The organism is Arthrobacter jinronghuae (genome assembly GCF_025244825.1).
Classification (GTDB): domain Bacteria; phylum Actinomycetota; class Actinomycetes; order Actinomycetales; family Micrococcaceae; genus Arthrobacter_B; species Arthrobacter_B jinronghuae.
Genome location: NZ_CP104263.1, coordinates 3627986 through 3640817 on the forward strand (window position 1 = coordinate 3627986; position 12832 = coordinate 3640817).

At 61.9% G+C, this 12832-nt stretch carries 12 protein-coding genes; 2 read left to right on the forward strand and 10 right to left on the reverse strand.

What is annotated here, in order from left to right:
* Positions 1-104: 104 nt before the first annotated feature.
* Positions 105-767 carry a class I SAM-dependent methyltransferase gene (locus N2K98_RS17130; protein WP_255864485.1) on the reverse strand — a complete coding sequence of 221 codons (663 nt, stop codon included), beginning with the start codon at positions 765-767 and terminating at the stop codon, positions 105-107.
* Between the two features lie 267 nt (positions 768-1034).
* Between N2K98_RS17130 and N2K98_RS17135 the strand changes: the two genes are divergently transcribed.
* The gene (locus N2K98_RS17135; protein WP_255864484.1) at positions 1035-1958 is read left to right on the forward strand and encodes an oxamate carbamoyltransferase subunit AllG family protein; all 924 of its coding nucleotides are present in this window, start codon (positions 1035-1037) and stop codon (positions 1956-1958) included.
* Positions 1959-2064: 106 nt separating this feature from the next.
* Here the strand turns inward: N2K98_RS17135 and N2K98_RS17140 are convergent, their stop codons facing one another.
* Positions 2065-2640: a winged helix-turn-helix domain-containing protein gene (locus N2K98_RS17140; RefSeq protein WP_255864483.1), complete on the reverse strand. Its 576-nt coding sequence runs from the start codon at positions 2638-2640 to the stop codon at positions 2065-2067.
* Between the two features lie 60 nt (positions 2641-2700).
* Between N2K98_RS17140 and N2K98_RS17145 the strand changes: the two genes are divergently transcribed.
* The gene (locus N2K98_RS17145) at positions 2701-3987 is read left to right on the forward strand and encodes an MFS transporter (RefSeq protein ID WP_255864482.1); all 1287 of its coding nucleotides are present in this window, start codon (positions 2701-2703) and stop codon (positions 3985-3987) included.
* Positions 3988-6664: 2677 nt separating this feature from the next.
* On the opposite strand, the gene N2K98_RS17150 is transcribed toward N2K98_RS17145, so the two are convergent.
* The 8 genes from N2K98_RS17150 to rpmH form a co-directional block, all read right to left on the reverse strand.
* Positions 6665-7972 carry a ParB/RepB/Spo0J family partition protein gene (locus N2K98_RS17150; RefSeq protein ID WP_407079998.1) on the reverse strand — a complete coding sequence of 436 codons (1308 nt, stop codon included), beginning with the start codon at positions 7970-7972 and terminating at the stop codon, positions 6665-6667.
* A gap of 225 nt (positions 7973-8197) precedes the next feature.
* Positions 8198-9139 carry a ParA family protein gene (locus N2K98_RS17155; RefSeq protein ID WP_229951519.1) on the reverse strand — a complete coding sequence of 314 codons (942 nt, stop codon included), beginning with the start codon at positions 9137-9139 and terminating at the stop codon, positions 8198-8200.
* Between the two features lie 394 nt (positions 9140-9533).
* A complete protein-coding gene (gene rsmG / locus N2K98_RS17160) occupies positions 9534-10166 on the reverse strand; it encodes a 16S rRNA (guanine(527)-N(7))-methyltransferase RsmG (protein WP_255864480.1) in 633 nt (210 codons plus the stop codon).
* A gap of 39 nt (positions 10167-10205) precedes the next feature.
* Positions 10206-10751 carry a Jag family protein gene (locus N2K98_RS17165; RefSeq protein ID WP_255796323.1) on the reverse strand — a complete coding sequence of 182 codons (546 nt, stop codon included), beginning with the start codon at positions 10749-10751 and terminating at the stop codon, positions 10206-10208.
* On the reverse strand, positions 10748-11710 hold the full coding sequence (yidC, locus tag N2K98_RS17170) for a membrane protein insertase YidC (protein WP_255864478.1): 963 nt from the start codon (positions 11708-11710) through the stop codon (positions 10748-10750). Before yidC ends, N2K98_RS17165 begins: the two co-directional genes overlap by 4 nt.
* Before the next feature lie 9 nt (positions 11711-11719).
* Entirely contained in the window at positions 11720-12091 is a 372-nt protein-coding gene (gene yidD, locus N2K98_RS17175; RefSeq protein WP_255796321.1) for a membrane protein insertion efficiency factor YidD, read from the reverse strand.
* Positions 12092-12121: 30 nt separating this feature from the next.
* Positions 12122-12469 carry a ribonuclease P protein component gene (rnpA, locus tag N2K98_RS17180; protein WP_255796320.1) on the reverse strand — a complete coding sequence of 116 codons (348 nt, stop codon included), beginning with the start codon at positions 12467-12469 and terminating at the stop codon, positions 12122-12124.
* 63 nt (positions 12470-12532) lie between these two features.
* The gene (gene rpmH, locus N2K98_RS17185; RefSeq protein ID WP_022892375.1) at positions 12533-12670 is read right to left on the reverse strand and encodes a 50S ribosomal protein L34; all 138 of its coding nucleotides are present in this window, start codon (positions 12668-12670) and stop codon (positions 12533-12535) included.
* Positions 12671-12832: the final 162 nt, after the last annotated feature.

Below are 12832 nucleotides of genomic sequence, written 5' to 3' on the forward strand. Positions count from 1 at the left end.
ATGGAAACCCGGTATTGAGCGCGGAGATCCCGCGTTTTTCACTCTCCGTGAGGTTGGAGCGCCCGCTCTGCAGGACATCCTGAGGATCCCGCCGGGCCTGTCAGCTAAGGGCATTGTGCGCTGATGAATCCCTGTGCATGGCCTTCCCCGGCGGTCGGGGGGCGGTTCAGGCTTTCATAGATCTGGAAACCTGCTCCCTCCAGCACCGCGGCTGTTTTCGGGATGTCGTGGAGGTAGGCCGTAAGTTCCATTTCTTGTCCGTAGGCCTTTGTGATTCTGCGGGGCCCTAGCCCCGCATGGAAACCCAACAGGAGCCGTCCACCGGGGCGCAGTATCCGCCGGAACTCGGCGAAAACCTCCGGTAGTGCTGCAGCCGGGGTGTGGATAATCGAATACCAGGCCAGCACCCCGTGGAATGATCCGTCGGCGTAGGGCAACGAGGATATCGCAGCTATCTCAAACCGCCTTCGCGGATGGGCTTTCCGGGCCTGGCGGACCATACCTTCCGAAATGTCGCACCCTTGGATAGCCACTGGCACCAGTGCGTCGAGATAGCTAATCATCCGCCCGGCGCCGCAACCCGCATCCAGGACGGCGGCTCCGGCCGGCAGTGAGAAGGCAAACCTGCGCACCACGGCCAGGTCCAGCTCATCCTCCGGCCCCCCGGCCCCGCCCGGCGTCGGGATCAGTTCCGCGTAGGCCCGCGCAACGGCGTCGTAGGCCCGGGCGACCGCACCCGGGACGCCGAGCAACCCGCCATCATTCATCGCACCAACGTACCGTGCCGTGTGCCATGCTTCTGGCATGACGGTCCCGGGTATGACTGAGGAGACCATCCTCGTCTCGGGACCGATGATGCAGTGGCAGGATTACACCGGTTGCCAACGCTTGGCGGTTGTTGGCGCCGCCGTATTCGAAGGGCTCGCTGCCACCCCGGCAGAGGCTGACGCCTTGCTTCACTCGGGGGAGATCCGGTTGGCTCCTGCCACGAGTACGGCGCCGTTGGTTCGCTTACGGGGGTTTGCTCTGCCTCCATGCCCGTACTGGTGGTGCAGGACCGCCTGTCCGGGCGCACCGCTACGTGCAGGATGAATGAAGGTCCAGGGACGCAGGCGCTTACCTTCGGATCCCAGGGACCAGCGGTTGACGACAATCTGGTCCGAATCAGGAACCACGTGGCACCGGCCTTGGCGCAGATCCTCCGGGAATCTCCGATACCGCTGCTGCCCATCATGGCGCAGGCGCTGGCGATGGGCGATGAACTCCACGGCAGGCAAACCGCTGCCGGGCTTCTGTTCCGGAATGCCGTCCTGGAACGCATCCTCCGGCGTCCGGGCGATGGCCCGGAGGCCGCTTCATTGCTGGCGTACCTCGACACAGCGGAATTCCATTTCCTGCACGTCGCCATGGCAGCCGCAAAGGTGATTGCAGACGGAGCAGAGTCAATTCCGGGCAGTTCCATCGTCACGGCCATGGCAATGAACGAGAAGGAGTTCGCGGTCAGGGTTTCCGGCGTGCCGGGTCAGTGGTTCCGTACACCCCTGCCGCCGATCGCCGGGTTTTCCGGAAAACTCATAGCGCCTTGGACGTCCGCTGATCTGGGGTACAGCGGTGGCGACAGCCTGATCATGGAAACACTGGGGCTGGGCGGCGCCGCTGCGGCGGCGGCTCCCGCGCTGAGTCCGGTCTCCATCGGGACCCCGGCGCAAATGATGGAACTGACCAGCTCCCTGTATGCGGTCGCGTCGACGGAGCATCCGACGATGCGGATTCCGGCGCTCGGCGGGCGCGGGGTCCCCTGGGGTATGGATGCTGCCGCCATTGCGGGGCTCCGCCTCGTACCTCCGGTGCACATCGGGGCGACCCTGCGCAGCGGCGGACTCGCCGGCGCGATTTTCTTCACTCCGCCGCTCCAGCCCTTTATCGACGCGGCCGAACGGCTGCAGTCAATCCGATAACCGTTTCACGTGAAACAACACGCTCCCCGGCGCCGTGTAGCCCTGGGTGCCCTGGGTGACCTGGGTGCCCTGGGTGACCTGGTCAAAATAAGCCCCTGCTAAACCGTCAGGGGTTGGCTTCGCGGGCATTGCCTGGTTGCCGCTCTAGCTGCGTTTCGGGTGGGGAGTCAGGATGGATCGCCATAAAAAGCGAGTAGTGTGTGCTGCCCTCAGGAGGTTCTTCGGCTTCGAACTCATCCAGCAGAGCCTGGAGGCGTTCGAGGAGCCGGGCATGTCCCTCTTCGGTGAGACGTATACCTAGCCGGGAGATTTGGACCTGTTCCGACGCGGGGACCTGTCCGACCTCGGAAACAAACGCGCCGATAGCTGCGCCCCGCAAGCGGAGATCCCGGCCATCGAGGTTTAACTGCCATGACTTGTCCGTGGCGCTGTAAGGGATCTCGTATGCGCCACTCGGCCCGGACCGCGCCTCCTGCGGTTCCAAGAAGCCTACTGAGACGAGCTTGCGGACGTGATAGAGCACTGTCGCCGGATTGGCTGCGAGCCTGGTCGCAATTTCCTTGTTGGTCAGCTGCTCTTTCCTGCAGAGGCGCAAAATGCGGATACGCATTGCCGATGCAAGGGCTTTCGCCTCTTCCTCGCTTGCTGACCGCCGAGGGACCGTGCCGCTCTCGTCTGTCATGTGTGCACAATACCAGAAGGCCTATTGACAAAGATCAATCGATTGGTCAGAGTCAACCGCATGACGACTGAAGACGGCGACGCGGCTGTGGCCCCTGGTGGGGTCCTACGGGATCACGACTTCCGATTCCTGTTCTATGCCACTTCCCTGAGCCAGCTAGGGCAGCAGGTTTCGGGCTTGGCGCTGCCACTCGTGGCGGTGGTGACACTGACGGCCAGTGAATTCGAAGTTGGACTGCTTTCGGCCATGGGCACCGTTGCGTTCCTGTTGATCGGACTGCCCGCCGGAGTATGGGTCGATCGGCTGCGCTACCGCCAAGTGCTCGTCTCTTCGGACCTGATTCGGGCGGCGGTCCTGCTCACTGTTCCGCTCGCCTGGTGGCTTGGGGTACTCACAGTCTGGCAGCTTTACGTCGTGGCGTTGCTTATCGGCGTTTTCAGCGTCTTCTTCGACGTCGCTTACCAAAGCTATCTGCCGCGGCTTATCGGGCGAGACCATTTGGTCGAAGGAAATGCCAAGTTGGAAACGGTGCACTCAGTTGCCCAACTTGGGGGTCCGGTCGCAGCCGGCCAGCTCATTGCCTGGCTGACGGCGCCCATTGCCCTGGCCTTGGATGCAATCGCGATGGGATTGTCCGCGCTGTTCATTGGGCGCATGCGTCACCGGCAGCCCAAGCCAGAGCCAGTGCCGGGATCCCAGCTGGGCAGGGACATCGCAGAGGGCCTGCGTTTCGTTCTGGGCAACCCCCTGCTGCGGGCCATTGCTGGTGCCACAGCATTGTTCAACCTGGCCTTTGCCGCGTACATGGCGATGCTGGTGTTCTTCCTTCCGAGAGAGCTTGGCCTTGGTGCGCACCAAATCGGCATGGTCTTTTCGGTTCTTGGGATTGGCGGCCTTGCCGGCGCGCTGGCGACCCGGCGGCTAACCCTGTGGCTGGGTGAAGGACCTGCCATCTGGCTGTCCATGGCTGTGACAGCGCCTTTTGCTCTTCTGTTGCCTGCTGCGGGAGGCGGATGGTCGGTTTGGTTGGGCGCGGCTGGACTGGCCGTGGCCAGCTTCGGCACGGTGGTCTACAACGTCACTCAAGTGAGCTTTCGGCAAAGTCTGACCCCGGACCGCTTGCTGGGCCGCATGAACGCAACCATGCGTTTCCTGGTCTGGGGTACTCAGCCCGTCGGCGCGTTGCTGGGCGGAGTGCTTGGGCAGCTGTATGGAGCGGAGGCAGCACTCTGGATCGCGGCGGCGGCCGCCTGTGTAGCCTTCCTGCCGGTCGCGCTGTCACCCCTGCGAAGAATGCGGAAGCTACCCGATGAACAGCCCGCATCGGCCAATCCTTCCGCCGGATAGGCGTTCTTGAGCCACCGGGCTCCACCATCCACCCTGTCCTCGTTTCACGTGAAACACGGCGTCGAGGGCGGAACTGGTCAGCGCGGTGCGGTGCGGTGCGGTGTTCGGTGTCCGGTGTCCGGTGTCCGGTGTTCGGTGTTCGGTGTCCGGTGCTGCTTCGACCAGGTTAAATGAGGAACACATCCAGCCTCAGACAAGGACGCCCCCCACTGGCGACGTCCGGCAGCACTTAGCCGAAGCGCAGCCAGGCTCGATCGGACGCTTGGAAGAATCACAGGAGCGGCAAACACTCGACGGCTACAAACCCTAGCCGGCCAGGAGAAGCTCAACCGCGGACGGCAGGCCGAGCGGGTCTTCGGAGGCCCCACCTCCATCCACACGTTGAGCACGGACTTGGCTTTAGCGGGACGGCCGCCCGACGTACTTTCCGGCACGGGGACAAGCTGGCGGTATCCGGCGCGGCACTTCTCCAGGTTTGGAAAGATACCGAGCCGCTACCCGTGGTGCCGCATGCGCCAGCCGTCACCTGTGTTCTCGGTTCAGTAGTCGTCTGCGTCTTCGCGAACGTATTCAGGAGCGGCGGTGTTCAGTTGTCTCCATCTTGGCTAAGCAACTGAGGCGTCGTGTGCCGTTACCCTGGAACCTCCGCCCTGACGCCTCGGCGACACATGACACGGGATAACACCCAACCGACTCCACCAGTCACGTGAATCCTTCATGCCGGCATCCTGCTAATTGCTCCCCTGTAGTTCCAGCCTCGAGCTTCGGTGGAAGTAGAGTCCGTGGGGCCCTTCTCGGGCACCTAGGGCCCGTTTCTTGTCAGCACCAGACCAATAGGTCTGCTTGGCTGCAGTTCGAATCCGCACCCCATAATCGACGCCAAGTTAAAGCGGGATACTGGTCGGCAACCGCAGGGCCGGCGGCGAGGCAGAGCCTGCTCATAAACCGCCAGGCGGGCTGCAGTCCGCCTGGGTGCACAGAACCCCCCTGCTGGGTGGTCCATGACTTCACGGGGGAATCCCTCGGCCGCACGTAGCCCTCCTGTTCCTCGCGCCCACGTCTCGCCCGCTTAGGTGCAGCGGCCCGGTGAAGGGCAGCCTCTCCACCCCGCCGGCTGGTGTTTCACGTGAAACGCCGCCAAGCGATGACGCCCGCTTCCTACAATCCCTGCATCATCTGTGCAGCGGTAGTGCGGACTGACGGGCTGCTAAACATCCCGTCCATTCACCTCGCTTTCCACCATGTCCGGTGGACGCATGCCTTTCTCATGGGCCTAGCTAAGTGCCCCCCCCTGACCACACGCCCGCGTGGTTTCACGTGAAACAGTCCGGGGCTACTATGGGAATCCGGGGCTACTAAGGGAATACGAACAATTCGCAGCGTGGCGCAGGCCCAATACCCAATGACGGACCGCTGCGCTTCACGTTTACCGCCAAACCGAATGAAGGACCGCTGCGCTTCGCCCGCCCCACATTTACAGCGCACGGTTTCATCTGGGTTCCCGCTGTGTGGCACAGCGCCAGGACCTCGATGCCGGTGGCGGGGTATGTTCTTAAGCCATCGCCCTGTCCCTATGAGTCAGTGAAGGACCGTGTTCAACCCTTGACAATGGCCGTCAACAATACCGCCGATGACCACCCAGATACCCGTACATGAGCGATCACCCGGCCGGACAGTGCCCGCATGACTTCGGAAGGCCCTGCGCTAAGGGGTGCCGGCGTCCTCGCTGTCTGCAAGCACGTCGTTTCACGTGAAACAGCCCAAGTCTTGCGGCTCGTCTCAGCCTCCAGCAGGGCGGCAATCAGCTGGTGCCGTGTAGCCGTGCCGGCCTTTGAGGGGTTCCGCAGCGCCCAATTTGCATACGGAGACCTGCCGGTCCACAGCCATAACGGGTTTCATCAACCCTATAGTAGTTCGTAACCGCACCAAACCGCGGAACCGGTCTATCCACGTCGAAGGTACCTCGGACGTGCTGGGGCCTAAGGTTCAGACGTGCTGGCGCCTAAGGTTCACTAGCACCGTGGGTTTCGCCGGAGGGATTGGCCGGCGCCCAGGCATTGCGCGCACCCGACTCTAGGGAGCCGCAATTACAACACGTGGACGTAGCCGACACGACCTCAATCGGCTCAGTACGCCCCTCCGGGCATGTATTCGCCCAGTCGGGTGGTCGAATGGAGGGCTGCGGCAGAGGAGGCGCGAGACCACAAGGTGTAGGTATTGCCGCCGTAGCTGGAACTGGGTTTCACGTGAAACCTAGCATTCGCCGATGCGCCTGACCTGCAATCCCGCCCTTCAGGCCAGGGATCAGAGACGCGGAGCAAGGTCCCTCCCTTGCCAAGTCTGTTTCACGTGAAACGTCGAGAACCGGGACCGTGGTGGAGACTGCCTGACACTGACGGAGCTACCGCCCAGTGTGTCGATGTGCGGTACATGCGTCCCGGGGCGAGCATCTGACACATCAACAGCGCAATAAGACGGGCGGCAGCGAAACAAACCGGCCGCCTGCGGTCCGTAGAGCCGCTCAACCGTTCGGTCGCAGTAGCGTGGGCGGCCGCCGAGCTTGCACGGTGACAGCCGATCCCGGCAAACCAGCCCATGCGACCTTTCCTCAAAAAGCACTAAGGGCCGGTGTTTCACGTGAAACACCGGCCCTTTAGGCACCTCGTTGGGCTAGGAACTACTCAGCGGGCGTAGAGAGGACACCCATAATACGATTCAGGTCATCCACGCTGGCGAACTCGATACTGACCTTACCCTTCCGCGCACCAAGGGTGATCTTCACGTTTGTGTCCAGGCGGTCAGCGAGGGACGTCGCCAGATAATCCAGCCGTTCGTGCCGGGCGCCGATCTTTGGCTTCGATGTCTTGGCTGGCTTCCGCAGGCCGTCCGCAAGCGAAACGATCTCTTCGGTGGCACGAACGGAGAGGCCCTCGGCTACGATCTTCTGCGCCAGCTTCTCCATCTCAGCAGGATCCCCAAGCCCGAGCAATGCGCGTGCATGCCCAGCAGACAGAATTCCGGCGGCTAAGCGGCGCTGAACCAACGGAGGAAGCTTCATCAACCGCAGGGTGTTGGTTACCTGGGGCCGGGAGCGGCCGATGCGATCTGCTAGTTCTTCATGGGAGCAACCGAAGTCATCCAGAAGCTGCTGGTATGCAGCAGCTTCTTCCAGCGGGTTCAGCTGGCTGCGGTGCAGGTTCTCGAGGAGTGCATCCCGGAGAAGGTCAACATCCTGGGTGGACCGGATGATAGCCGGCACCGAGGAGAGTCCTGCTTCGCGCGACGCACGCCAGCGCCGTTCACCCATAACAAGTTCGTAGGGGTGCTCCGCATCGCCCTCGAGCGAGGGACGAACGACAATCGGCTGGAGTACGCCGATTTCGCGAATGGAATGTACCAGTTCGGCCATGTCTTCTTCATCGAAGACCGATCGAGGCTGCTTACGGTTCGGATGAATCGAATCAATAGGAAGCTCGGCGAACGTTGCACCTGGCACCTGAACCAGGCCTTCCTCTCCGCTGTAATCCGGGGTCGATGTTTCACGGGAAACATTCGCATCCACCGGGCCAACAGCATCCTGAACCGCTTCCTTAGCCGCATCCGCCGGAGCAGGCACCGGAGCGGCCTGAGTGGCTTCAACCGCAGCCTTAGGACCGTCGGAGGGCTTGGTCTTCGCCGCACCCTTTACGTCGCTCTGGGTGGCCTTGGAAGCCGCATTGGCGCCCTTGTTGGTGGAACCCAGGGCGGGGGCCGGGGTGGACCCAGCAACCGTCCCTGCGGCCCCTGAGTCGTCGGGTTTGGCAGCCGGAGCAGGGCTGGGAGCCTCTGCCTCCGCAGGCTTGCGGGCTTCCGGACGGGACGCGGAGCTGCGCGTGGTCGACTTCTTTGCCGGACCGCGAAGCGCTTCCTTGTTAATGCCTGCGCCCCTGCGCGGACCCGTACCGCCGAACTGGGAGCGGGACTCATCCGCCGCAGCAAAGAACAAATCAGCCGGACGCCCAGGAGCAACGGTTCCCTGGTTCGGGTTTTCTGTCTCCGCAGGCTCCGCACTGCTAGGAATCAAAGCTCCCAGACCGCGGCCTAAACCCCGACGCTTCTCGGCCATGGGTAAGTCCTTCCCTTATGCCAGCACTTCAAGCGGCACGGATTGATTGTGAGAGTATTCTATGGCGCGGAAGCTAGCTGGCAGCCGAACCCCGCCGGGGTGTCACTAGGCGCGCTGGGCTATCTCGGCTGCCGCTTCCAAATAGGAAAGCGCACCAGTTGAAGACGGGTCATACGTCATCACGGTCTGCTGGTAGCTCGGCGCCTCCGAAACGCGTACCGAGCGCGGAACGACCGCGCGCAGCACCTGCTCGGGGAAGTGTTCGCGTACCTCGGCGGCAACCTGTGCGGCGAGGTTCGTTCTACCGTCGTACATGGTGAGCAGAATCGTGGAGACAACCAGATCAGCGTTCAAATGCTTTTGGATCATCTCGATATTCTTCAGCAGCTGGCTGAGGCCCTCGAGCGCGTAGTACTCGCACTGGATCGGGATCAGGACTTCCCTTGCCGCTACAAAGGCATTGACGGTGAGCAGACCGAGGCTCGGCGGGCAATCAATGAATATGTAGTCCAGGCGCTCCAGCCCCTGCTTTTCCCGTTCGGCCGCATAGACATTGATGGCGCGGCTCAAACGCTGTTCACGCGCAACCAGGGAAACCAGTTCGATTTCTGCCCCGGCGAGGTGGATAGTCGCCGGCGCACAGATGAGGTTGCTGATGTCCGGGCACTGCGCAACCACATTGGCCAGCGGAAGGTCATCGATCAGTACATCGTAGATGCTCTCCACGTCAGCACGGTGGTCGATGCCAAGGGCCGTAGATGCGTTTCCCTGCGGATCGATGTCGATAACCAAAACGTTCTGGCCGGCGGTCGCCAGGGCAGCAGCAAGGTTGACCGTGGTGGTCGTTTTCCCCACCCCGCCCTTCTGGTTGCTCACCGTCATGATGCGCGTCTGGGGCGGCCGCGGCAAAACGCGTCCGCGAAGCTTCTCCCGACGCCGGTTTTCACTGGCCAGTTCCCGCGCCAGCGGGGTGCTCTCGTCCATCAAATCCATAACGTCTTCCGAGGTCGCCACAGGAGCGGCTCCTTCGGATACACCACCTTCGATAGCTCGGGGGGCCTGCACGAGTGCGGCACTGCTTTCAGTCTGGGCGGGTTCCAACTGCTCGGCCGGTTCCAGCGACTTAGCGGGTTCCGGCGACTTAGCGGCTTCCAACGACTTAGCGGGTTCCAGCCGCTCGGCCGGCACCGTTTCACGTGAAACGATCGCTGGCTTTTCCACAACCACTTGTGGTTGCTTTCTACCGAACGAGGCGGACAGGGCAGAACCGAGTGCGGCGAAGGGAGGAATTCGTTTTGCGGCAGAATCACGCGCACTCACCTGGTCATGCTCACTTTCCAACATAAAGCGTTAAGGCATTAGTTCATCTAGACTATCCGCTTCGCGGCCATTCCCCGGGACCGGCATGGGTGTGTGCATGAAAGCTAAGGTGTCGGGCTCCTCACCCCACGGTTATGCGTACCACCGTGGTGGGTTCTTCAAGGACGTCTGCCCCTACGGTCAGCACCGCAGTATCCCGTCCGCCCAACTTGCGGATTGCTTTCGCGGCCTTCTGCACTTCTTCTTCGGCGCTGCGGCCCTTGATGGCCAGCACCTGGCCCCTGCCATGCAGCAGGGGCACCGTCAGTCCGGCCAATCCGCCGAGGGCCGAGACAGCCCGGGCCGTGGCTACATCCACGTTTACCTCGTCGACTACCTGTTCTGCGCGGCCGCGGATCACGCGGACATTGTCGAGTCCAAGATCCGTGACCACCTCATTGAGCCAAATGACCCGCCGCTCAAGCGGCTCTATGAGCGTCATGCTGAGGTCGGGCCGCGCAATGGCCAGGCACAGGCCGGGCAGCCCGGCACCGCTGCCCACATCGGCAACGGTGGCATTCGCAGGGATCAGCTCGGCCACCACAGCGCAGTTCAGGACGTGCCTGCTCCAGAGCCGCGGAACTTCCCGCGGGCCGAGAAGGCCCCGTTCCATGCCCGACGTCGCGAGGTGCTCTACGTATCTTTGAGCCAGTTCCAGACGGTCACCGAAGATCTTCCGGGCGGCGTCCAATTCTGCGGGAGTTGTTTCAACCACTTACTTGATATTCCTTGTCTGCACTGCCGGGTGGGGTAACTAAGAAGCAGGCAGGGAAACGACGATGTGGCGGTCCGCGCCTTCACCTTCGGATTCACTGACCAGGCCAAGTTCAGCCACGGCGTCGTGAACAATCTTGCGCTCATAGGCGCTCATGGGTACGAGCGCCACTTCCTGCCCGGTTTCCTTGGCACGCTTGGCTGCGTCCTCAGCTATGGACTGCAGCTGTCCGCCGCGCTCCTCACGGTAGCCAATGATGTCCAGGACCAACCGCGAGCGGTTTTCCGTGGCCGTCAGCACCGACAGCCGCGTGAGTTCCTGCAATGCCTCAAGCACTTGACCATCCCGCCCCACCAGGGCCTGAAGAGCGGCGTCGTCGCCTTCCTCGGACACTACGGAGATGTACGTACGGCCGTTCCGGACCTCAATGTCGATATCCCCGTCAATGTCGGCGATATCCAGGAGTTCTTCCAGGTAGTCGGCGGCTACGTCGCCCTCTTCCTCAAGCCTCCCGCTGCGGACCTGTTCAGGTTCAGCAGCGTCTTCCAAGGGAACTGCGGGATCGTCAATGTGCTCGGTGCTCATTTTCTCTTCCTGTTCTTCCTCTGAGGCTGGGTGCGCTGGCCTTTCGGTGCTGCGGGTACCTCTACGGGCGTCTCGCCCTTTTTCTCACCGAGGAGCGGAACCATCGGCAGACCCTTGCGGGCACGGCGCTCGGCGAGGGCCTTTGCCGCCGGCGAGCCGGGGGTAGGCATCCGCCGGATGACGAAGAACTGCTGTCCCATGGTCCACAGGTTGGTGGTGGTCCAGTAGATGAGCACGCCAATGGGGAAGTTGATGCCGCCGACGCCGAAGACGATGGGCAGTACGTAGAGCATCATCTTCTGCTGGCGCATGAACGGGCTGGCAAGGGCCTCTTCGGACATGTTCTTGGACATGATCTGCTTCTGCGTGATGAACTGCGAAGCGGTCATGGCCAGGATCATGATGATCGAGAGCACTACAACCGAGAAGTGGCCTTCGTCGCCGAAACCGTGCAGGAGCGATGAGGACAGCGGGGCACCGAAGATGGTGGCCTCGTCGAACTGCTGGATGGCGCTGTGCGACAGCGCGCCCTGGCCCTCGCCCGCGGCATTGGACGAGGAAATTCCGTTCAGCACCTGGAACAGGGCAAAGAAGAACGGCATCTGTACGAGCATGGGCAGGCAGGCCGCAAACGGGTTGGTGCCGTGCTTCTTGTACAGGGCCATCTGCTCCTGCGTCATTGCCTGACGCGAAAGCTGGTCGGTCTTGCCCTTGTACTTCTGCTGCAGCTTGCGCAGATCGGGCTGCAGGGACTGCATTCCGCGCTGCGCCTTGATCTGCTTGACGAAGACCGGAATCAACGCGGCGCGGATCACGATCACCAAGCCGATGATGGACAACGTCCAGGTCCACCCGGATGCGGCATCCATCCCGAGGAAAACGAATCCCTCGTGGAAGATCCACATGATCCATGACACTACCCACTTAAAGGGGAACAGTATCGTCTCGAAGAAACCCATTTACTCTCCTCAGGCCGCCGAGCGGCTGTCTTCGTCAGCTGGAATCACGGGGTGATTCAGCACAATGATCCTCGGGACATTCGTTGAGTCCCAAATCCGGTGTCCATCAGGTACGTGGTCCACGCCGCCGCCGTTCCAAGGATGGCAGCGGATAAGCCGTCGGAAAGCCAGCCAGGAACCTTTTACGGCTCCGTGGACGGTGACTGCTTCGAGGGCATAGGCGGAACACGAAGGGAAAAATCGGCAGACCTGGCCGTAGAGGGGCGAAACGGCCTTCCGGTACGCCATCAGCAGGCCGATGAGGAGCATGCGCGGGAGGTTCCATAAGAAACGGGCAACAGCAATCAAGGCCCTCAACGGAATAGATCCGGAGTCCCTCATCGCTGGCTCATCCTTCCTCACCTGACATGTCTAAAGCTGCGAAAGTTTGGCTATGCAGGCGTTCAAGGCGCTGTGGTAGTCCGCACTTAGTGCCGGCCACGACGCCGACGCGGAAGCAGGCAAGGCCCGCACCACCACGTCAAACCCGGTGGGGTGGAGAGCGAGGCTCTGCGCTGCCGCTTCCCTCAGTCTTCTCTTAACGAGGTTGCGTGTCACCGCGTTCCCGACGGATTTGGCCACTATAAAGCCTATGCGGCTCGGCTGGTCACCCGTAGGAAGCGCATATAGCACTACGTTCCGGCGCCCACTGCGGGCACCGGAACGTACAGTACGAGAAAAATCTGCCGATACCCTTACCCGGTTCCGTACGGCCAGCATTAGGACCACCTGGAATCCGGGGTAAAGCTGCTAAGAGGCAGCATCGACAAACTTTGAGGTTATTTAGGCCGACAGTTCGGTACGGCCCTTGCCACGGCGTGCGGAAAGGATGGCACGGCCGGCACGGGTACGCATGCGAAGGCGGAAGCCGTGCTTCTTGGCACGACGGCGGTTATTCGGCTGAAAAGTCCGCTTGCTCACGGTAGTTACTCCAAGACAATCTTGAGTCGCGCCGGCACTTGTTGCGACAAGGGGGAAGAACAAGCGGCGCTTTGTTTCATGTGTCTGTCTGTACTCGCCCGGACCTGGACCCTGATTTCCAGAACCCCTGCAGGGCATGTGTGAGTACAGATAGCAGACACA

Excerpts from the sequence above, each read along its gene's own strand:
- N2K98_RS17140 (WP_255864483.1), bottom strand. The coding sequence starts at position 2,640 with ATGACAGACGAGAGCGGCACGGTCCCTCGGCGGTCAGCAAGCGAGGAA.
- N2K98_RS17145 (WP_255864482.1), top strand. The coding sequence starts at position 2,701 with ATGACGACTGAAGACGGCGACGCGGCTGTGGCCCCTGGTGGGGTCCTA.
- yidD (WP_255796321.1), bottom strand. The coding sequence starts at position 12,091 with ATGAGGGACTCCGGATCTATTCCGTTGAGGGCCTTGATTGCTGTTGCC.
- yidC (WP_255864478.1), bottom strand. The coding sequence starts at position 11,710 with ATGGGTTTCTTCGAGACGATACTGTTCCCCTTTAAGTGGGTAGTGTCA.
- rnpA (WP_255796320.1), bottom strand. The coding sequence starts at position 12,469 with ATGCTGGCCGTACGGAACCGGGTAAGGGTATCGGCAGATTTTTCTCGT.
- N2K98_RS17130 (WP_255864485.1), bottom strand. The coding sequence starts at position 767 with ATGAATGATGGCGGGTTGCTCGGCGTCCCGGGTGCGGTCGCCCGGGCC.
- N2K98_RS17135 (WP_255864484.1), top strand. The coding sequence starts at position 1,035 with ATGCCCGTACTGGTGGTGCAGGACCGCCTGTCCGGGCGCACCGCTACG.
- N2K98_RS17165 (WP_255796323.1), bottom strand. The coding sequence starts at position 10,751 with ATGAGCACCGAGCACATTGACGATCCCGCAGTTCCCTTGGAAGACGCT.